Raw genomic sequence first — 19,224 nt, forward strand, 5'->3', positions numbered from 1 at the left:
CGGAGCACAACGAATGTGAAATTCACTCCAACGCCACCACCGCCGAGTCCAGCAGCTCAGCCGCCTGCGCGGGCGCCAGACCATGCGGCAGCACGCCCAGGCACGGCGCCGGCAACAGCCGACGCAAGCTTTCCAGGTTGTCGTCATACCGATCCATCGCCGGATCAACCGCATTGCCGACCCAGCCCAGCAACCGGCAGCCATCGGCAAGAATGGCGCGCGCGGTCAACTGCGCATGGTTCAGACAGCCCAGCCGCAGCCCGACCACCAGGATCACCGGCAAACCGAGCGCCTGCGGCAGCGCGTTCGCCTCAAGCGTCGGCGACAACGGCGCCAGCCAGCCGCCGACACCTTCGACCAGCACCACGTCCGCGTTTTGCGCCAGCTGCGCAAAAGCCGTCTTGATCGGCGGCATCGTCACTTCGGCGCCTTCGGCCGCCGCCGCGAGATGCGGCGACACGGCCTCGATGAAAGCGAACGGGTTGCACGTGGCGTAGTCCGGCCGTGGATCACTGGCCGCGATCAAGGCCAGCGCGTCGTCATTGCGCAAGCCCGCGGGCGTGACCAGGCAGCCGCTGGCCACGGGTTTCATGCCAACCGCTCGCTGGCCGTGCATCCGCAACGCATGCAGCAACGCGCAAGACACGTGCGTCTTGCCGATTCCGGTATCGGTACCGGCTACGAAAACCGCCGTGCTCATGCCTGCGGGTGACACCGATCGAAACGATCCGTCACCGGCCCAATCAGAAACAACAGCCAATAGATCATGCCGGGAATCGACCACATCCACCCGGGCACCGACAGCGGCATCAGCAGGGCGACCAGCGCAGAGAGCAGGCCGATCACCGCCGGCACGCTCCATATCTGCATCTCGCGGCGCGCGCCCAGACTGTCCAGACCACGGCGCATGGCAACCTTCGCCGCATCGCGGAACAGCAGGGTCAGCGTGCCGGCCATGCAGGCATAGGCCAGCCCGTAACAGGTAAACAACGTGCGCATGTCGGAGGGTGCCTGCACCACGAAATTGCTCGGCAGATAGCCACCACTGAGCCAGGCGAACACCCCGGAAAACACCATGTGCAAGGGGTAGACGAAGATCATCGCGAAGAACACCAGCAATAGCGACAGCCAGCGACCGCTGGCGTCGGCACTGTGGCAACGCTTGCGCCAGCGCACGTGACCATGCCAGAAAAACGCGATCTGGAAGAAACAGATGGCAAACGCGGGAATGCCGCCCAACGCGTGCAGCAGCTTGTCAGTGCTGTCGGGAATCGATTCGCCACCGATCAGCAACAAAGTGAGGATGAACGCAAACGCCCCATCGACAAACATGTCCAGCCGCCCCGCCTCGATCCCCTCGCGCTGTTCGGTCAAGCTCATGCCGCATCCCCGGTGATGATCGCTCGGCGCATAATACGGCCTTTGCCGCGGAACGCATCGCATGTTTGACCTCAAAACGCAGACCTACGCCAGCAAGCATGAGCACTACGCCGACCTGTTACAGCAGGCGCGCGGCGTACTTCACGGCGAACACAATTTGATCGCCAACGCCGCGAACTTCAGCGCGCTGGTTTATCACAGCCTGCCGGAAGTTAACTGGGCGGGTTTCTACCTGTTTGACGGCACCGAACTGGTGGTCGGACCGTTTCAGGGCAAGCCGGCCTGCATCCGCATCGCACTGGGTCGCGGCGTCTGTGGTACCGCCGCGCAAAGTCGCGAAACCCAACTGGTGCGCGACGTCAACGCGCATGCCAATCACATCGCCTGCGATGCGGCCTCGCAATCGGAAATCGTGGTGCCGCTGATCAAGCCCGACGGTTCACTGCTCGGCGTGTGGGACGTCGACAGCCCGATCACCGATCGCTTCGACGAAGACGACCGCGCCGGCATGGAAGCGCTGTGCGCGGTGTTCATGGCGTCCGTACAAGGCTGAAAACCACGATTCTGCGCGGCTCGCGCGCCCCTCGAAGGAGTGAACTTTGCGAGCAAGTCCCTGGCAGACTCCGCCGCCATGGAAGGCGTGATTGTTTGGCCTGCCGCTTGCGCCTGCCCCTCGTTGCAAGGCGCCATGGAAAGCGCGGTGCAACAGCCGGTTTCGAGCCACGGTCTGGCTCCGGTCTCGCAACAGCGTGGGCCCACATGGATCAGCACGGAGCCGCGCCAACGGCTGCGAAGGCTAGGCAATCGCGAGATAGAGCAGCGCGCCAAACACGGCAGCGACAGGTCATGCGTGGTCGACACCGGCAGCCCGCGCCAGCTGGCGATCGCGATGGTGAGCGCCGCGCCGAGCGCCACCGCCAACGCAAAACGTGTCTGTGCGGCAACATCCGCTGTCACCAGACCGGCACCGGTGAAGGTTGTGAGCAAGGCCTGCGCCAGCCATACCGAAGCCAGCGAACCGGCCAGCGTCGTAACGCTGGCCCAGCCGAGCGCGACCGGGTAGCTCACCACGCGGCTGCCGTACAGTGCTGCCACACCCTTGAAGTTGTCGTTGGCGCCATTGCTGGCGGCCAGCAACAACACGGTGATCAGCAAGGCGATGCTCATGCTTCACGCTCGACCGAACAGGTCGATGCGCCGACGGTATCGAGCCACTGCCGCAGGGCTTGCTGCGCCGGCAACGGATGGCTCAAGCGGTCCAGCGCATCACGCAGCGCCGGCAGATCTTCCGCATTGTCGACATCGGTGAGGCCACCCACGCTGCCAACCGCACCGTGGGACGCCAGGTGTTGCTGCAGTTCCGCGGCGGTCTGCGCCTGCGAGTAGCGCACGCGCGTCCAGACCTCGCGAGGAATCGCCGCGCGACCGCCGAACAACCAGAAGCCACCGTCGCTGGCGTCGCCGATCACGAACGGTGTGCGTGGATCGCCCAGCACGGTGAGCGCCTGCTGCAACAGCGCGCTGGTCAATTGCGGAGCATCGGCACCGATCAGCAGCACGCTGCCATGACGGGCCTGGAGATCGGCGTATACCGTGTGCAGGCGCTCGCCCAGATTGCCTTCACCTTGATGCAGCGAGGCAAAGCCAGGCCATGCCGCCATGGCGGCGGGGCCGACTTCGGCAATCGCCCAGTACGGCGTCAGCCACGGCTCGCAAGCGCGCGCGACTTCGGCGGTGGCAGCCGCGGCCAGCTGATGGAAACGCCGGGCGGCGGGCGCGCCGATACCGGCGGCAAGTCGCGTTTTCACCGGCGACAGGTCGGGCGTCTTGACGAAGATCGCCAGCGCCGGCGTCATGTGCCACTCCCGCGCATCGCGCGCCATGCCGGCCACGCCTGCGCCAAGGTAAGTCGCCAGTGGCGCCATGTGGTGCGCCACCAGCCGTGTCGCGCGTATTTGCGCGCACTGGTTTCCAGCACCGCGGGGATGTGTCGCAACCGCAAGCCGGCGCGCCGTGCCGCCCAGACCAGTAAATGGTCTTCGCCATAGGCAGCCTGCTCGTCAAACCCATGCAGCTCTTCGAAGCACGCCCGCGGCAGCAGCAGTCCCTGATCGCCGAACGGCAACCCAAGCCAGCGCGCGCGCCAATTGGCACCCGCCGCGTTCAAGGCGGTCCAGCGCGGCCCGTCGCGACGAAACGCCAGCGTGAACCAGCCCAGCGCGTCGCTGCCTTGTGCGATGAACCGTTGCAGTTCGCGCAAGGTGTCTGCGCGCAGGCGCGAGTCGGCATGCACGAACCACAACCAGTCGCCGCTGGCCATGCTGGCACCCAGGTTCTGTTGGCGTGCACGCCCAGGCTCGCTGCGGCAGGCGCGATAATGCAAGTGCGCCGGCCATGCGGCAGGTGGCAGGCGTGACACCTCATCGGCGCACACCACAATCACCTCGCTACCAGGCGGCAACGCGACGAGTTGCTCAAGCAGCGGCTGCCATTCGCTCTCGGCCGGAGCCAGCGGCACGATCACCGAGAGCGAAGGTCGCAGCGGTTTGATCAGGTCGGACATCGGCCGGCTCAGCAGCAGCTGGGCGCGGCGCCGCCGGCCACACTGGCGGGCGCGCAATCGAACAGTCCGTGATGCCGACGCTTGTCGCCTTCGATGCGAAAGTGCGCTGCATAGCGGCTGCCCGAAAGCATGTCTGCCGTGTTGCCGCAGACCAGCCTCGGCCGGCCATGCTCGAACCGATGATGGTCGTCCAGTTCGAAGTCGTGTGGATGTCCGGGCAGGCTGCCGCGATAGGTGGCGACCTGGCCGTAGTCTTCGCAACGATCTTCCAGCGGCAGCTTGAACGCGCGCCAGGTGATCGACTCGAAGCGGGCGAAGCCGATGCGTTGTTCGATTGCCGCGTCGGTCAGTGCAATCGGACTGCGCGCGCAGACGCGGGCATCGGCCACACCCAACTGGGCGAGCAGGCGACGGAAATCCTCCACGTACAAGGCGCCGGCCAGGCATTCGCCCAGCAGCACCGGATCGGCCAGCAACTCGCGCGGCAAGCGGCGGTCGCTGAACACGTCGGAGAAAAACAGTTCTCCGCCGGGCTTGAGCACGCGCAAGGTTTCGGCGAACGCGTGGCACTTGTCTGGCACCAGGTTCAACACGCAGTTGGACACCACCACGTCGACCGAATTGTCGGCGATGCCCAGCGCAGCCAGATCCGCCAAATCACCCAGATGGAATTCGACGTTGGAGTGCGCATAGCCGAATGCTTTGGCATGGAACACGCGATGACGCTCGGCCACGTCCAGTTGCTGCGCCGTCATGTCGACGCCAATCACCCGGCCGTGCTCGCCGACCAGGCTCGACAATAAATAGGCGTCGCGCCCGCTGCCGCAGCCCAGATCAAGCACGGTCATGCCGTCCAGCGCCAGCGGCAGCGGCGAGCCGCAACCGTAGAAGCGGTCACGCACTTCCGGATGCAGCTGCGACAGGATCGTGCGCAGTGGCAGCGGCATCGCATCGATGCTGCAGCAGGCGGTGGTGCGCAAGTCGCTGCTCGATTGCAGGGTCTCGCCGTAATAGTCGCGCACGGCGGCTTGTTGCGCCTCGGCGCTGGCGCGGTTGTCGGTGTCGATTTCGTGCTCCACGTTCATGCCAGCGAACCTCCACAGGAACTGCCCGCGCCTGCGGTGCAGCCATAGCAATGGTCGCCAAACACGATCGGATCGTGTTCGACGTCGGTGAATGACTGGATGTCCCAGAGGCTGTGCTGACGCCCGCCCTGCGGCAGCTCCAGTGCCTGGTTGAAGTCGCAGTCGTAGAGCTGGCCGCGCCAATCGACCGACAGCAGGTTGCGGCACATCACGCCCAGCGCCGCCTGCGGATTGAACGCGTCGAGCAGGGTATGCATGTAGCTGTCGTAACGTCCCTCGCGTTCGAGCAGGTGCAGGAAGCGCTTGATCGGCATGTTCGTGATCGTGAACAGGCGGTTGAACACGATGCCGAAATGTTCGGCCAGTTCATGCCGGTAGGTCGTCTCCAGTGAAGCCTGCGACGGCGGCAGGGTCGCGCCGATCGGGTTGTAGACCAGGTCCAGTTCCAGTCCACTGTGCGGCTCGCCATAACCCAGAGCGTTGAGCTGATGCAGCGCGCGCAGGCTGGGGTCGAACACATGCTGGCCCCGTTGCTTCTCCACGTTGGCCTTGCTGTAGCACGGCAGCGAGGCGACCACCTTGACGCCCTGCGCGGCGAGGAACTCTGCGGTGTCTTCCTGCCCGGGCCGGAACAGCACGGTGAGGTTGCAACGGTCGATCACGGTCTTGCCCAACGCACGCGATTCGCGCACCAGGGTGCGAAAGTGCGGGTTCAGCTCGGGCGCGCCGCCAGTGAGATCGACTGTGTGTATGTCTGGCGCCGCCGCCAGCAACTCGAGCAGACGATCGACCGTGGCTGCCTGCATGATCTCGGTACGCTTGGGTCCGGCCTCGACGTGGCAGTGCTGGCAGGCCAGATCGCACAATTTGCCCACGTTGATCTGCAGGATTTCCAGCGGCGTGCGCGGCAAGGCCAGGCCATGTTCGCGCAACGTGTGCATAAAGGCGGGTGGGCTGGCAGACAGTACGGCGTTCACGACCATTTGCTCCGGTTCGAAATGAGGGTGGTATCCAGCCGGGACTCGGTCTTCATTGCGTAGCCTCCGCCGCCGATGAAGCCATCGCGGGCGCGAGCGTCAGGTCACCGAACCATGCCCTGACATCGGCACCGGTATTGTCGGTGTCGGCAGCCAGCGCTACGCCCGTCACGCGTGGCGCAGCGTGACCGAAGGCGGCGCGATAGTCGGCGGCGAGGTTGCGCTGCTGTGGCTGCCAGCTGCCAGCATGGGCGTTGCCGCTCTGCAGGACGATGGTGCGCACCAGATCGGTATAGGCGTTCGGTGCGATGGTGCCTACCGGATGCCGGTTGTCCCATACGTAGCAAAGGGCGGCGGTGGGTATCGCGTGACCGAGACTGCGACTGGCGACGTTCAATTTCATGCGTTGCAGCCAGGACAGCTGCGAGCGCGGTACGTCGAAGAAAACATAAACGCGCGCTGCGAAGTCGTCGCCGGATTTCTTCGACAGATCGGCTTGCGCGACGCTGTGGTCGACTTTCCAGCGCCAACTCAACGTCGTGGTCGCAGGCATGTCCAGCTCGTGAGCGATGGCGCCCGAGGCATGCCTGGCATCGATGCTGAACACGCGATCGCTGCCATCGCGAACGATGGCCATATTCGCATTGGCGGAATGGCGCGACATCGCATAAACCTTCCAGCCTGGCGGCAAAACCTGACCCGGCGCCATATCTGAAAAGCGCAACGTCATGGCCGCCGCGGACGCGATCGCCGATACGGTCAACAGCAGCAACGCCGCCGCCACCACTTTCGTCATGGCGCTCATGCGCGTCTCCAGGCGTGATAACGCGCCAGCCAGCCAAGCAGGCGTTCCGGCGCATGCGCCTTTTTCCAGTTGCCGGCGGCGTATTTGTTCGCTTCGGCCCAGGTCGGGTAGGCGTGAATGGTGCCGAGAATTTTCTCCAGACCCAGCCCGTGACGCATCGCCAGCACGAACTCGGCCAGCATCTCGCCGGCGTGCTGACCAACGATGGTGGCGCCCAGAATGCGATCCTTGCCGGGCACGGTCAGCACCTTGATGAAGCCGCTTGCATGATTCTCGGTGATCGCGCGATCGAGGTCGTCGAGGTCGTAACGGGTAACTTCATACTCAACCTGCTGCTGTTTCGCCTCACGTTCGTTGAGGCCGACCCGCGCCACCTCGGGGTCGACGAAGGTCACCGCCGGAATCACCGAATAGTCGACCCGAAAACGCTTGAACTGGCCGAACAGCGAATTCACCGCCGCGTACCACGCCTGATGGGCGGCAACGTGGGTGAACTGGTACGGGCCGGCCACATCGCCGCAGGCGTAGATGTTCGGATACAGCGTGGCCAGGTAAGCATCCGTTTCCACCGTCCGCTCGGCCGGGATGCCCAACTCCTCCAACCCGAATCCAGCCGTGCGCGGCTGGCGACCGGCGGCCACCAGCAGCGTGTCGAACGGCACGCGCACGCGCTTGCCGCCCTCGTCGCAGACCAGCACCTGACCATCGCCATCGCGCTCGACGGCGACGGCCTTGAGCTCGGTGCGTACATCCACGCCGTCGGCCGTGAGCCGCTCGCGCACGAAGGCGGATACCTCGTCGTCCTCGCGTGACAATAGTCGCGCGTGACTCTGGATCTGCACGACGTGCGAACCCAGTCGCGCGAACGCCTGCGCCAACTCACAACCCACCGGACCGCCGCCGAGCACCGCCAGACGAGCCGGCAGTTCACGCAGCCGCCACAGCGTGTCGGAGGTGAGATAGCCGGAATCGGCCAAGCCCGGCAGGTCGGGCACGTGCGGCTCGGCGCCACTGGCAATCACGATGGCGCGGGTGGAAATCGGCTTGCCATCCACCTCCACCACCCACGGCGACACGATCCGTGCATGCCCATGCTGCACATCCACGCCGAGCGCACGATAGCGTTCGACGGAGTCATGCGGCGCCACCGTGGCAATCGTGCGCTGCACGCGTTCCATCACCGCGCGGAAGTCCACCCGAACTCCGCCAGCATCCACGCCAACCGCGTTCGCCTCGCGCATCTGCGCCGCCAGCTTCGCGGCATGGATCAGCGCCTTGGACGGCACGCAGCCGGTGTTGAGGCAGTCGCCACCCATCTCGTGTTTTTCGATCAAGGTCACTTTTGCCCGCACCGTGGCCGCGATATAGGCGCTGACCAGCCCGGCGGAACCGGCACCAATCACCACCAGATTGCGATCAAATTTTTTCGGTTTCGGCCAGCGTGCATAGACTCGCCGCGCCTTGATCCGGCCGACCATCCAGCGCGCCACCAGCGGGAACACGCCCAGCAGCACAAATGAACCGATGATCCGCGGCGACAGAATGCCCGACAGCGAGTGCAGGCTGGCCAGCTGCGTGCCGGCGTTCACGAACACCACGGTGGCGGCCAGCATGCCGAGCTGGCTGACCCAGTAAAATGTTCGGGCTTTCAGCGTGGTCAGGCCCATCAGCAGATTGACCACAAAGAACGGAACCACCGGTACCAGCCGCAACGTAAACAGGTAAAGCGCACCTTCGCGCTGCATGCCTTCATTGATGGTGGACAGTCGCTTGCCAAAGCGTTGTTGCACGCTGTCGCGCAGCACGAAGCGGCTGGCAAGGAAGGCCAGCGTGGCGCCGATACTGGAGGCGAACGAGACCAGCACGGTCCCTTCGAGCAGGCCGAACACCGCGCCAGCGGCCAGGGTCAGCAAGGTCGCCACCGGCAGCGACAGCGCAGTGACCCCCACGTAGGCGAGCAGGAACCCGCCAGCCAGCAGGATCGGGTGCGCCTGTCGCCAGGCACCCAGATCATGCTGGCGCGCCTGCAGCGACTGCAGGCTCAACTGGTGCTGCAGGCCCAGGCTGAAGAACGCGAGCACCGCGCCGAGCAGCGCCATGACGAGCAACCAGCGAACCAGCGTGTGCTTGTCTTTCATGTTCGGGGCAAGCCTGGATAGTGCGGATGGTGTGCCCACTGGAGCACGGTGGTGGCAAGGGTACTTCGCCGGCGCCTTGCAAGTGTGCGATTGTCAGTAACGTCAGAACCGATGACATGCGGCAGCGGCGGCGAAGTCGTGACTCCATGCATTCGTCCGAGTGACCGCTCGGGTTACCCGAAACATAGAACGAGATGCCGTGTTCAGACGCTGCCACGCGGACTGCTTTCGTGCCACGAACAGCCTTCCGCATCCGGATCTCGCCACTGCGCCACCTCTGCAGGCATGCACGCATCAGTCTCTCAGGTATTCCTGCACCATCTGGCGGCCTCGGTAGATGCGGCTTTTCACCGCCTCCCGGGTGAGCGAAAGCTGGTCGGCAATCTCGCCGATCGAGAACTCTTCGAAATCACGCAGGATGATCGCCTCCCGGTACTTCTCCGGCAGTGACTGGATCGCTGCGGCCAGATCCAGGCGCAGCTCCGGATGTTCGGTATAGGCAAACTCCGGATGATCGGCCGCCGGCAACGCCACCTCGCCGCGCATCGAACGCCACAGCCGATGACATTCCCGCCGCACGATCGAGAACGTCCATGCAGGAAATGCCGCCACCGTGCGCAGCGCGCCGATGCGCCGGTAGATCAGCAGCAACGACTCCTGCACCGCATCCTCGGCATCCACCCCGGCCGCGCACTGCGTGTGCGCGATCCGGCGCAAATTCGGGCGACACGCGGCCAGCAGATGTTCCGCCGCCGCGATGTCGCCCAGCCGTGCCGCCTCTACCATGATCGGGTCGTGTTGCATGAAGCACCTTGCCAAGTTGGCCCCGTGTCCCGGAAGACACCTTTGTGGACTGTTATCCCATGGAGGCACGTGGATGCCAAAGGGATTCAACGGCCATGTCACGTCGGCAACCGGGAAGCACGCTCAAACGGCGGCCAGACGCGCCATCTTGCTACGATGTTGCACGCCCGCCTGATTCGGTAGCGCCCGTCTTGACCACCTTTCTGCTCACTCACGAACCCATGATTCGCCTGGGCGCCTTTGCCGGCATTTTTTGCGTGATGGCGCTGTGGGAAGTGCTGGCGCCGAGGCGGCAGCAGGCGATCGGACGCTGGTGGCGTTGGCCATCCAACCTGGGCATCGTGGTGCTGGACAGCGTGTTGGTGCGGCTGATCTTTCCCACCGCGGCCGTCGGCGTGGCTCTGTTTGCCGAAGCGCACGGCTGGGGCTTGTTCCACGCGTGGCCATTGCCGGCATGGTTTGCGCTGGTGGCGTCGATGCTGCTGCTGGATCTGGCCATCTATCTGCAACACATCATGTTTCACGCGGTGCCGCTGCTGTGGCGGCTACACCGAATGCATCACACCGACATCGAATTCGACCTGACCACCGGTGCGCGCTTTCATCCGCTGGAAATCCTGTTGTCGCTGGTGATCAAGCTGGCTGTCATCGTCGCGCTGGGCGCACCGGCAGTCGCGGTGCTGGTATTCGAGGTGGTGTTGAATGTCACTTCGATGTTCAACCACGGCAATGTCCGCCTGCCGCGCCAGCTGGACCGCCTGCTGCGCTGCCTGCTGGTCACGCCGGACATGCACCGCGTGCATCACTCGTGGCATCCGGATGAAACCAACTCCAACTTCGGCTTCAACCTGCCCTGGTGGGATCGTCTGTTCGGCACCTATCGCGCGCAACCGCGGGACGGTCACACCGGCATGACCATCGGCATCAACCAGTTCCGCGATCCGCGCGAGCTGCGCCTGGACCGGATGCTGTGGCAGCCACTGCGCGGGCCGGTTGACAGCTACCCGATCAACGCGCGCCGAGATGACCCTGCGCATCGCGACAGGCCATGAACAAGCCACGCTGATGGCAACGGGCACGATAGCCCCGAGAGCAAGTTCGGAAGTCATTCCATTGAGCTCACTGGAGCCTGTCTGCATGGCAGACAAGCGAGGCGCCAGTTCGGCTGCGGCATCATTCCGGCAATGCTGAGATCGCCAGTCGATAGCAGCCGGTGGTAACCCGCCAACGGACTGCTGCGAAACCGCTTGCTCAGCGTTCGCGCCCCTGATGCGCGCCTTCGCGCGGCTTGGCCAGCAACGCCATCACCGCCTGCCGCGCTTCTTCCACGCCGGTGCCGGCAGAGGATGAAAAGACCTGTGCCGTGGCGGAAAGGCTTTCGTCCGCGAACTGCTTGCGCAGCGCAACCAGAGCCTGCGCGCCATGGCCTCGCGAGATCTTGTCCGCCTTGGTCAACAACACATGACAGGGCAGCTGCGTGTCGAAGCAGAACTGCAGCATCAGACGGTCGAATTCCTTCAGCGGATGACGGATGTCGACGATCAGCACCAGCCCGCGCAGACTGCGGCGCTGATGCAAATAGGCATCAATCTCCTGCTTCCAGTGCTCGCGCATGTCCAGCGGGACCTTCGCGTAACCGTAGCCGGGCAGGTCGATCAGGCGCAGGTCCGACTCCGGCGATGCGGACACCCCCCGCTGCGGTGGCAGGCTGAAAGCCACCATCTGCTGGGTGCGTCCCGGCGTCTTCGAGGTTCGCGCCAGACCCTTGTGATTGGTCAGCGTATTGAGCGCACTGGATTTGCCCGCATTGGAGCGGCCGGCGAACGCCACTTCGGCGCCCTGATCGGCGGGAAGCTGGCTGATGCGATGGGCGGCGAGCACGAATTGCGCGCCCTGGAGGGGATTCGACATGGGAATGGTTTGACCAAGCTGGGGTGGCACAGGGATAATTCTACGGTTTCTGCCTGTTGCAGCCTGCGTGGCTGCGATTGTTGGCAGTGTTTGCAAGTCTCTCGGGAGTCAAGTGTATGAGTTTTCGGTCCGCTGGTTTTCGGCCCACTGTTCTCGGGTCCGCCCTGGCACTCGTTTTTGCGCTGTCCGCCAGCGTGACGATGGCCCAAGATGCCGCGCCGGAAACTGCGGCAGCCACCGCCGCCAGCACCGCTACAGCAGCTCCCGCGGCGCCCGCCGTCGCCGCCGCTGAAGCTCCGGTCAAGCCCGGTGATGCCACCGCTGGCCAGGCCAAGGCTGCCGTTTGCGGCGCCTGCCATGGCATGGACGGCAATTCGGCCGACGCCCAATACCCCAAGCTGGCCGGCCAGAGCGAGCAGTACATCGTGCGCCAGCTGACCTCGTTCAAGGCGGCCAAGCGCCAGAATCCGATCATGATGGGCATGGCCGCACCGCTGTCGACGCAGGACATGCACGACATCGCCGCGTATTTCGCCAGCAAGACGCCGCTGCCGGGCGTAGCTGACCAAGCCCTGGTCGAGCGTGGCCAGACGCTGTTTCGCGAAGGCGATTCCAAGCTCGGCGTGCCGGCCTGCATGGCTTGCCACAGCATCGACGGCCGCGGCAATCCCGGCGCGATGTATCCGCAGCTGACCAGTCAGCACGCGCAGTACATCGAAGCCACGCTGAAGTCGTGGCATGACGGCACCACCTGGGGTGACGACGCTCACTCGCAGATCATGCCGGCTATCGCCAAGCAGCTGACACCGGATGACATCGCCGCGCTGGCCAGCTACATCGAAGGCCTGCACAGCACCGACAGCCAGCCGGCCGCCACCCCCTGACCCACCCCGCGCCGACCCTGAGAAGTGTCGGCGTGCTGGTTTTTGCGCCCCACTTTTTGAGGTTTGCCATGTTGAAGCGTTTGCCGCTCCTGTGTGCCGCCCTGCTCGCGCTTGCCGCCTGCAGCCATGACAGCAACAACGGCAGTGCTGCGGAGGCAACCGCGCCGGCAGCTGCCAGCTCCGCTGCTGCCGCGCCGGCCAGCGCCGCAACCACTTCAAGCGCCGCCGCGCCTGCCGCCGCAGGCACCGCTGCAAGTGCCAGCAGCGCAGCGGTCAGCCCCGAGCAGCCGCCGGCCACGCCGGCCGTCGCTGCCGCGCCATTCGTCGATACCGGCAAGTGGGTGGAAGGCAAGAACTACTTCCTGATCGACCCGGCACAGCCGACCAGCCACCCGGGCAAGATCGAGGTGACCGAGGTGTTTTCCTACGGCTGCCCTGCCTGCAACGGCTTCCACTCCACCGTCGATCAGATCGCCAAGAGCCTGCCGTCCGATGCGGTGATGAACTACCTGGCCGCCTCGTTCCGCCCGGACGAAAACTGGCCGATGTACCAGCGCGCGTTCTACGCCGCGAAGGCGCTGGGCGTGCTCGAGAAGACCCATGACGCGATGTACGACGCGGTGTGGAAAACGGCCGAGCTGTCCACCTACAACGCCAGCTCGACCGGGCTGAAGCCGCACGATGCGTGGCCAACAATCGAAGACGCGGCGAAGTTCTACGCCAAGTACGGCATCGACCCGAAGGAATTCGTCGCGGTCGCCAACTCGTTCAGCGTCAACACCCAGATGAAGCGTGCCGACGACCTGATGAAGGCCTACGGCGTGGACAGCACGCCGACCATGATCGTCAACGGCAAATATCGCTTCACGGCAGGCTCGGCCGGCGGCTACGCGCAGGCCATTGAACTAACCCTGTGGCTGGTGTCGAAGGAAGCGGCCGGCAAGTAAGCCCGCTTCAGTCAGGCTGACCTGTCGACATCCCCACCCCGTCTTCGAGCAAAAACCCCATGTTCAAGCGATTCGCGTGCCCCCGTACCCTGATCCTGATTGCCGGCCTGCTGCTGGCCACCGCCTGCACAGCCAAGTCCGGCAGCACACCTGATCCGTACACCGAGGGCACCGAGTACGTCACCCTGCCTGCACCCCACCAGCGCTATGGCAGCGCGGGCAAGGTGGAAGTGGTCGAGGTGTTTTCGTACGGCTGCATCCACTGCGCGCAGTTCGCTCCGGTGGCCGACGCATTGAGCAAGGTGTTGCCGGCAGGCGTGGTGTTCAAGGAATTGCCGGCGCCCTTCAGTGCCGAGTGGGTGCCGTTTGCGCGGGCGTTCTACGCCGCCAAGCAACTCGGTGTACTGGAACGTACCCATCTGGCCTTGTTCGACGCCAAATTCAACCAGCACTACCCGATCAATTCGATGGACGAACTGGCGGACTTCTACGCTCGCGCAGGCGTGGATCGCGCAGCGTTCATGGCGGCCGCCACCTCGCCGCAGACCACCAACCAGATCAAGAGTGACCTTGCCCTGATCCAGAAATGGCAGGTGGGTGGCACGCCGACCATCGTGATCGATGGCAAGTACCGCGTTGCCGCCGTGCACTCCTACGACGAGATGGTCGCGGTGACGCAGTGGCTGGTGAATCGCGAATTGGCCGGCAAGTAATCGCTCACTCGTGGCACGGCGGCTGGCGTGACGTTCACGCCAGATGGATCATGCTCGTTGCAGTCTTCAGCGCATGAGTTCATGCGCCAGCATCCCCTTCCCGCGTAGTGCCCGATCATGACTCGCGCTCCCACCCACGCCACACCTGTCGTTGCCGCCGAGCGCCAGCTGCGCCTGCTCAGCTGCAATATTCTGGCTGGCGCCAGCGTGCAGCGTTACCGGCAATACGTGACGCGCAGCCTCAGCGCCGTATTCCCGGGGCGGCAGAAGATGGACAACCTCGACCGACTCGCCGAGGTGCTTGCGCAGTTCGACGTGATCGGCCTGCAGGAGGCCGATGCGGGCAGCCTGCGTTCGGGCTTTCTCAACCAGACCCGCTACCTCGCCGAAACTGCCGGCATGCCGTTCTGGAGTCATCAACCAAACCGCGCGATGGCCAAGCTGGCGCACTCTGCCAATGGGTTGATCAGCCGGCTGGAACCGCATTCGGTGACCGACTACCCGTTGCCCAGCCGCATTCCCGGCCGCGGCGCGCTGCTGGCTCAATTCGGCGAAGGCGACAACGCCCTGGCGGTGATGATTGCGCACCTGTCGCTGAGCGCGCAGGCGCGCGCGCGCCAACTCGGCTTCATCGCCGAACTGCTGCAGGATTTCCCGCATGCGGTCTTGATGGGCGACCTCAACGCCGAGCCCGATAGCGCCGAAATGAAGCATCTGTTCGCCAGGTCCACGCTGCAGCCGCCAGCACAGGCCACACCGACCTTCCCCAGTTGGAAGCCGCGGCGGGCGCTGGATCACATCCTCACATCACCGGCGATCGCGCTGGACAAAACCTGGGCGTTGCCGCAGGCGTTCTCCGATCACCTGCCGCTGGCGGCGGAGATCCGCCTGCCGGCCGCGGTCGGTGGCAAGGCATCGCCGAGGCGGGCGCGATGAAGTCGAACCTGTGGCAACGCGGATGGCCATGGCTGGCCTTGCTGCTGGTCGCGCTGGGCGTGGCGTGGTTGCGCTACGGCGTGATTGAACCCGGCAGCATGGCGCAGCAATGCAGCGCGGGTCAGCTGCCGTGGTGGTGCTCGTCGCGGCAGCTGCTGGTGCTTGGTTTCCTGCACAACGTGTATGGCATGGCCGCGCTGGCTGCCACGGCGCTGGCCTTGCTGTGGAAGCGCCCGTGGCTGGCCTGGCTGGCCGCTGCGCTCGGCATTGTGGCGTTGCAGCTGTACTGCTTCGAAAGCGGCGCGCTGGCCGCGCTGGTGGGCTGCCTACGGTTGCTCAGACTGCAGGCGAACGCTCTGACGCCAGGCGGACAATACCGTCACCACCAGCAACAGGTTCATCCCCAGCCATAGCCACGCCGCGACAGTCAGGCCAGCCTCCTGCAGCACCACTACGCTTGCCAGTGGCGGCAACAGGCAAGCCAGGAAACGTTCCTCCAGCGACGGCATCATGTGAATGCCGCGATCGCACAGCCAGCCGACCAACGCATAACCGGCGCAGGGCAACAGGAACAGGCCGAGCGGAAAGTCGCGATAGCGGCCATCGACTACCAGCAGCAAGCCGTAGAACGCCAGCGCGAACAACCAGCCCGACCGCCACCAGGCACGCGGCATCCGCGCCGGCATCACTCCGCACAGGCGCGCGGCAATCCAGCGCGCCAGCCGCAACGCGGTCGCCAAGGCCAGCACACAAGCCGCCAGCGACACCGTCCATTCCCACGCATCACGGCAGGCGTACCACATCTGCCGGTACTGCCAGGCCAATGCACCACCACTGGCCACCCCAGCCAGGGTCAACGCCAGCCAGCCACGCGCGCCCCGCCAGCGCCGTCGCCACGCGCCAATCAGCGCGAACACCCCGGCGCCAGCCAGCCCAGCCAGCCAACCGGCCCACCAATACGGCTCCTCGATCACCGGACCTTGCATCGCAAACTTCGGCCGCGCCTGCGCATCGAAGATGCCCCAGTAACCACCCACCGTGCCTTCCTGCGCGCGCTTCCACGGCTGGTCGAATGCCTCGATCACGTTGTACGGCATCTGCACGCTGGCCGCGTAACGCAGAAATTCGCGTAGATAACGCGCTTCGTTGACCACGCTGGCGCTGGCCGCCTGACGCGGGCGCCCGGCACTGGGCCAACCGGTCTCGCCGATCATTACCCTGCGCCCGGGGAAGGCCTGCTGCACCTTCGCGTACACGTCGGCCACGTGTTGCACCGCGCGTTCCGGTGGCACCGGCTTATCTTCCCAATACGGCAGGATGTGGATGGTCAGGTAATCAACCGAACTGGCCAACTCGGGATGGCGCAGCCAGAATTCCCACACGTCGGCATACGTCACCGGCACGCTGATCGCCTTGCGCACCTGCTGCAGATAGCCGGCCAATTGCGGTGCCGACAATTCACCACGCAGCAAGACCTCGTTGCCCACGATCACGCCACGCAGCACCTGCGGATACTTGTTCGCGGTGGCTATGCCCAGCCGCACCTGCTCGGCGTTCGCTTTCGCGTCGCCACCCAGCCAGATGCCCATCAGCACCTTCATGCCATGGCGTTCGGCAATTGCCGGCACTGCGCTCAGGCCCTGCCCTTGCGAATACGTGCGCACGCAATCGAAACGCTGCGATAGCGCGGCGAGATCGGCATCGATGCGCTCAGCGCTGATGTAGGCGTTCGGATCGAGTGGCGTTTCACCGACCCGCCGAAATGGCGCGTATGACACACAGGCGATCCGCGCCGAAGGCGCATCCGGCAGATTCACTGGCCGGCCGATCGCCCACCACCAAAGCATCGCAGCCAGCGCCATGACGGCCAACGCAAGCCAAGCCGGCCACACGCGACGAAGATCAGGCAAACCCGCTGGCGACATGTTGGTGCAGACCCAAGAGACAAACGGAGCGTGAGAGCTTAGCAGGGCACCGGGTACTCACCGAGTACCCACAAGTCGATACAGGGCATCCACTACAATGGCCTGATCTACTGCAGGAGTTGTCATGCTTTTTTCCGCTTCGTCGCGGCGTCTACCGCTTTTCCGCCTGGCACTGGCCAGCGTCTGGCTGCTGGCCGGTTCAACCGCTTTGGCGACCACACCCGATGCCGCGCAGCGCGCCGCCTTCAAGCAGGCCTACGCGGCCGCCCAACAAGGCGGCGACGGCTGGCAGGCCTTGGCGAAAAACCTGCACGACTATCCGCTGTATCCGTACTTGCTCGCAGCCGCCTTGCAGCACGATATCGAGCAAGCCGATCGCACCAGGGTCGAGGCTTATCTCGCGCAATACCCCGACTGGATACCCGCGTCCGACCTGCGCCGCGCATTTCTGCAGGAACTGGCGCGGCGACAGGACTGGAGCGGTTTTCTTGCGATGTACCAGCCTGGCCTGGGCGATGCGCTGAGCTGCGATGCACTGCAGGCACATCTCGCCAGCGGTGCAAAACTGGATTTTCAGCGTGACCTGGCTGCACTGTGGACCCGTGCCAGCTTGCCCAGCGCCTGCGATCCGGTACTCACCGCCGCGCACGATCAAGGCCTGCTCACCGATGAACGCCTGTGGACGCGCATCGACCGAGCGGCCGACGCCAGCCAGGCCGGCACCGTGGCCAGCCTGGCCGAGTGGCTGCCCACGCGCGATCGCACGACCGCCTTGCAACTGGCCTTGGCCTTGCGTGATCCGGCAGCAGCCCTGGCTGACGCGCTGCACTGGCCCGATGGCACGCGTCAGCGCGTGGCCGTCACCGAGGCACTGACCCGGCTGGCACGCCGCGACAGCAACGGTGCCGACACGGTCTGGCGGCAACTGAAGCCCCGCTTTCATTTGAACGAAGCACAACGTACGAAGATCCAGCAAACGCTGGCCTTGTTTCATGCCACCGATTTCGATGACGGCGCACTGGCCCGCCTGATCGCCCTGCCGGCCGCCGCGCAAACCGACAGCACACGCGAGTGGCGCGTGCGCGTGGCACTCGCGGCACAGAACTGGGACGCCGTACTGGAGGGTATCCAGGCGATGCCCGCGAGCCAGCAACAGGACGGTGAGTGGCAATACTTTCTGGCCCGTGCGCTCGCTGCCACCGGCCATCCGGCCGAGTCACAGCAGCAGTTCGCCAGCCAGGCCAGCCAGCCCACCTTCTACGGCTTCCTCGCCGCCGATCAGCTCGGCCAGCCGTACGCCATCTGCCCGCTGACCCCGGCCGACGACGCGCAACGCGAGCAACAGTTGCTGGCCATGCCGGGGCTGCTGCGCGCGTTTGAACTGTATGCGGTGGATCTGCCGAAACTGGCTCGGCGCGAGTGGACGCATGCCCTGCGCGGCAGTGATACGGCCACCCAGCGCGTTGCGGCCGACATGGCGAACCGACGCGGCTGGTACGACCGGGCCGTATTCACCCTGAGCAGCGGCGACGCCTTGCGTTTTTACGCACTGCGTTTCCCGCTGGCCAGCCAGGACGGCCTGGTGCCGCAGGCCGAGCAGGCGGGCATCGAACCATCGTGGGCCTACGGCATTCTGCGTGCGGAAAGTGCATGGATGAGCGATGCGCGTTCCGGCGCCGATGCGCGCGGCCTGATGCAACTGCTTCCCGGCACCGCCGCGCTGGTGGCCAAGCGCAACGGACTGGACTGGGCCGGCGGCGACAGCCTGTACGACCCGGCCACCAACATCGCACTGGGCACGCGTTATCTGGCACAGATGGCCGCACGCTTTAACGGCTCGCCGTGGCTGGCCAGCGCGGCGTACAACGCCGGCCCGAACAAGGTCGACCAGTGGCTGGCCGCGCGCGGAACGCTGCCAACGGATCTGTTTGTGGCCAGCATTCCGTACAAGGAGACGCGCGAGTACGTGGCGCGCGTGATGGCCTTCAGCGTGATCTACGACTGGCGCTTGAACGGCGATAGCGTGGTTCCGCTGTCGACCCGCATGGATGCGATCGGAAAACCGTATACGCTGCCGAATGACTCGACCCTGCGCCGTGCCGTTAGCTGCCCGGCGGTGGGGCCCGTTGTCAGCACGGCACCCTGATCGTCACGCC

The 19,224-nt window shown here is 65.1% G+C and carries 19 protein-coding genes and 1 pseudogene; 8 read left to right on the forward strand and 12 right to left on the reverse strand.

Annotated elements, in window-relative coordinates:
- Nucleotides 1–22 precede the first annotated feature (22 nt).
- The gene (gene bioD, locus PY254_RS00835) at nt 23–700 is read right to left on the reverse strand and encodes a dethiobiotin synthase (protein WP_281013594.1); all 678 of its coding nucleotides are present in this window, start codon (nt 698–700) and stop codon (nt 23–25) included.
- The gene (locus tag PY254_RS00840) at nt 697–1,380 is read right to left on the reverse strand and encodes a TMEM175 family protein (RefSeq protein WP_281013595.1); all 684 of its coding nucleotides are present in this window, start codon (nt 1,378–1,380) and stop codon (nt 697–699) included. The genes bioD and PY254_RS00840 overlap by 4 nt, the downstream gene beginning before the upstream one ends.
- A gap of 61 nt (nt 1,381–1,441) precedes the next feature.
- On the opposite strand from PY254_RS00840, the gene PY254_RS00845 reads away from it, so the two are divergent.
- Complete coding sequence (locus tag PY254_RS00845; protein ID WP_281013596.1) at nt 1,442–1,933, forward strand: free L-methionine (R)-S-oxide reductase MsrC; 492 nt, start codon at nt 1,442–1,444, stop codon at nt 1,931–1,933.
- A gap of 347 nt (nt 1,934–2,280) precedes the next feature.
- Here the strand turns inward: PY254_RS00845 and PY254_RS00850 are convergent.
- The 8 genes and pseudogenes from PY254_RS00850 to PY254_RS00885 all read right to left on the reverse strand — a co-directional run.
- A pseudogene (locus PY254_RS00850) lies at nt 2,281–2,547 on the reverse strand (inorganic phosphate transporter); the annotation flags it as partial.
- Nucleotides 2,544–3,236 (reverse strand): TIGR04282 family arsenosugar biosynthesis glycosyltransferase, encoded by a 693-nt coding sequence (locus PY254_RS00855; protein ID WP_281013597.1) that lies wholly within the window; start codon nt 3,234–3,236, stop codon nt 2,544–2,546. The gene PY254_RS00855 and the pseudogene PY254_RS00850, both read right to left, overlap by 4 nt.
- Nucleotides 3,233–3,943, reverse strand: a complete 711-nt coding sequence (locus PY254_RS00860; protein WP_281013598.1) for a TIGR04283 family arsenosugar biosynthesis glycosyltransferase — start codon at nt 3,941–3,943, stop codon at nt 3,233–3,235. Before PY254_RS00860 ends, PY254_RS00855 begins: the two co-directional genes overlap by 4 nt.
- Nucleotides 3,944–3,951: 8 nt before the next feature.
- Nucleotides 3,952–5,028, reverse strand: coding sequence for a methyltransferase domain-containing protein (locus PY254_RS00865; RefSeq protein WP_281013599.1), 1,077 nt, complete (start codon nt 5,026–5,028; stop codon nt 3,952–3,954).
- Nucleotides 5,025–6,005 (reverse strand): arsenosugar biosynthesis radical SAM (seleno)protein ArsS, encoded by a 981-nt coding sequence (gene arsS / locus PY254_RS00870; protein WP_281013600.1) that lies wholly within the window; start codon nt 6,003–6,005, stop codon nt 5,025–5,027. Before arsS ends, PY254_RS00865 begins: the two co-directional genes overlap by 4 nt.
- Before the next feature lie 52 nt (nt 6,006–6,057).
- Complete coding sequence (locus PY254_RS00875; RefSeq protein ID WP_281013601.1) at nt 6,058–6,810, reverse strand: DUF3047 domain-containing protein; 753 nt, start codon at nt 6,808–6,810, stop codon at nt 6,058–6,060.
- Complete coding sequence (locus PY254_RS00880) at nt 6,807–8,948, reverse strand: dihydrolipoyl dehydrogenase family protein (protein WP_281013602.1); 2,142 nt, start codon at nt 8,946–8,948, stop codon at nt 6,807–6,809. Before PY254_RS00880 ends, PY254_RS00875 begins: the two co-directional genes overlap by 4 nt.
- 294 nt (nt 8,949–9,242) lie before the next feature.
- The gene (locus tag PY254_RS00885; RefSeq protein WP_281013603.1) at nt 9,243–9,752 is read right to left on the reverse strand and encodes an RNA polymerase sigma factor; all 510 of its coding nucleotides are present in this window, start codon (nt 9,750–9,752) and stop codon (nt 9,243–9,245) included.
- 191 nt (nt 9,753–9,943) lie between these two features.
- On the opposite strand from PY254_RS00885, the gene PY254_RS00890 reads away from it, so the two are divergent.
- The gene (locus PY254_RS00890) at nt 9,944–10,804 is read left to right on the forward strand and encodes a sterol desaturase family protein (protein ID WP_281013604.1); all 861 of its coding nucleotides are present in this window, start codon (nt 9,944–9,946) and stop codon (nt 10,802–10,804) included.
- Between the two features lie 199 nt (nt 10,805–11,003).
- Here the strand turns inward: PY254_RS00890 and yihA are convergent, their stop codons facing one another.
- The gene (gene yihA / locus PY254_RS00895) at nt 11,004–11,663 is read right to left on the reverse strand and encodes a ribosome biogenesis GTP-binding protein YihA/YsxC (RefSeq protein ID WP_281013605.1); all 660 of its coding nucleotides are present in this window, start codon (nt 11,661–11,663) and stop codon (nt 11,004–11,006) included.
- A gap of 116 nt (nt 11,664–11,779) precedes the next feature.
- Here yihA and PY254_RS00900 point away from each other — a divergent pair, with 116 nt between their 5' ends.
- From PY254_RS00900 to PY254_RS00920, 5 genes are all read left to right on the forward strand, one after another.
- Nucleotides 11,780–12,547 carry a c-type cytochrome gene (locus tag PY254_RS00900; protein WP_281013606.1) on the forward strand — a complete coding sequence of 256 codons (768 nt, stop codon included), beginning with the start codon at nt 11,780–11,782 and terminating at the stop codon, nt 12,545–12,547.
- Nucleotides 12,548–12,615: 68 nt separating this feature from the next.
- On the forward strand, nt 12,616–13,494 hold the full coding sequence (locus tag PY254_RS00905; RefSeq protein ID WP_281013607.1) for a thiol:disulfide interchange protein DsbA/DsbL: 879 nt from the start codon (nt 12,616–12,618) through the stop codon (nt 13,492–13,494).
- 59 nt (nt 13,495–13,553) lie between these two features.
- Entirely contained in the window at nt 13,554–14,207 is a 654-nt protein-coding gene (locus tag PY254_RS00910; protein WP_281013608.1) for a thiol:disulfide interchange protein DsbA/DsbL, read from the forward strand.
- Nucleotides 14,208–14,324: 117 nt separating this feature from the next.
- Entirely contained in the window at nt 14,325–15,143 is an 819-nt protein-coding gene (locus PY254_RS00915) for an endonuclease/exonuclease/phosphatase family protein (protein ID WP_281013610.1), read from the forward strand.
- Nucleotides 15,140–15,556: a hypothetical protein gene (locus PY254_RS00920; RefSeq protein WP_281013611.1), complete on the forward strand. Its 417-nt coding sequence runs from the start codon at nt 15,140–15,142 to the stop codon at nt 15,554–15,556. The genes PY254_RS00915 and PY254_RS00920 overlap by 4 nt, the downstream gene beginning before the upstream one ends.
- Here the strand turns inward: PY254_RS00920 and PY254_RS00925 are convergent.
- Entirely contained in the window at nt 15,470–17,035 is a 1,566-nt protein-coding gene (locus PY254_RS00925; RefSeq protein ID WP_281013612.1) for a glycoside hydrolase family 17 protein, read from the reverse strand. The genes PY254_RS00920 and PY254_RS00925 overlap by 87 nt on opposite strands.
- Before the next feature lie 157 nt (nt 17,036–17,192).
- Here PY254_RS00925 and PY254_RS00930 point away from each other — a divergent pair, with 157 nt between their 5' ends.
- Nucleotides 17,193–19,214: a transglycosylase SLT domain-containing protein gene (locus tag PY254_RS00930; protein ID WP_281013613.1), complete on the forward strand. Its 2,022-nt coding sequence runs from the start codon at nt 17,193–17,195 to the stop codon at nt 19,212–19,214.
- The last annotated feature ends 10 nt before the right edge of the window (nt 19,215–19,224 follow it).

The organism is Rhodanobacter sp. AS-Z3 (assembly GCF_029224025.1).
Taxonomy (GTDB): domain Bacteria; phylum Pseudomonadota; class Gammaproteobacteria; order Xanthomonadales; family Rhodanobacteraceae; genus Rhodanobacter.

Coding starts and splice junctions, on each gene's coding strand:
- PY254_RS00860 (WP_281013598.1), bottom strand. CDS start 3,943: ATGTCCGACCTGATCAAACCGCTGCGACCTTCGCTCTCGGTGATCGTG.
- PY254_RS00910 (WP_281013608.1), top strand. CDS start 13,554: ATGTTCAAGCGATTCGCGTGCCCCCGTACCCTGATCCTGATTGCCGGC.
- PY254_RS00915 (WP_281013610.1), top strand. CDS start 14,325: ATGACTCGCGCTCCCACCCACGCCACACCTGTCGTTGCCGCCGAGCGC.
- PY254_RS00880 (WP_281013602.1), bottom strand. CDS start 8,948: ATGAAAGACAAGCACACGCTGGTTCGCTGGTTGCTCGTCATGGCGCTG.
- yihA (WP_281013605.1), bottom strand. CDS start 11,663: ATGTCGAATCCCCTCCAGGGCGCGCAATTCGTGCTCGCCGCCCATCGC.
- PY254_RS00840 (WP_281013595.1), bottom strand. CDS start 1,380: ATGAGCTTGACCGAACAGCGCGAGGGGATCGAGGCGGGGCGGCTGGAC.
- PY254_RS00875 (WP_281013601.1), bottom strand. CDS start 6,810: ATGAGCGCCATGACGAAAGTGGTGGCGGCGGCGTTGCTGCTGTTGACC.
- PY254_RS00900 (WP_281013606.1), top strand. CDS start 11,780: ATGAGTTTTCGGTCCGCTGGTTTTCGGCCCACTGTTCTCGGGTCCGCC.
- PY254_RS00855 (WP_281013597.1), bottom strand. CDS start 3,236: ATGACGCCGGCGCTGGCGATCTTCGTCAAGACGCCCGACCTGTCGCCG.
- PY254_RS00865 (WP_281013599.1), bottom strand. CDS start 5,028: ATGAACGTGGAGCACGAAATCGACACCGACAACCGCGCCAGCGCCGAG.
- PY254_RS00930 (WP_281013613.1), top strand. CDS start 17,193: ATGCTTTTTTCCGCTTCGTCGCGGCGTCTACCGCTTTTCCGCCTGGCA.
- PY254_RS00920 (WP_281013611.1), top strand. CDS start 15,140: ATGAAGTCGAACCTGTGGCAACGCGGATGGCCATGGCTGGCCTTGCTG.
- PY254_RS00885 (WP_281013603.1), bottom strand. CDS start 9,752: ATGCAACACGACCCGATCATGGTAGAGGCGGCACGGCTGGGCGACATC.
- PY254_RS00845 (WP_281013596.1), top strand. CDS start 1,442: ATGTTTGACCTCAAAACGCAGACCTACGCCAGCAAGCATGAGCACTAC.
- PY254_RS00905 (WP_281013607.1), top strand. CDS start 12,616: ATGTTGAAGCGTTTGCCGCTCCTGTGTGCCGCCCTGCTCGCGCTTGCC.
- bioD (WP_281013594.1), bottom strand. CDS start 700: ATGAGCACGGCGGTTTTCGTAGCCGGTACCGATACCGGAATCGGCAAG.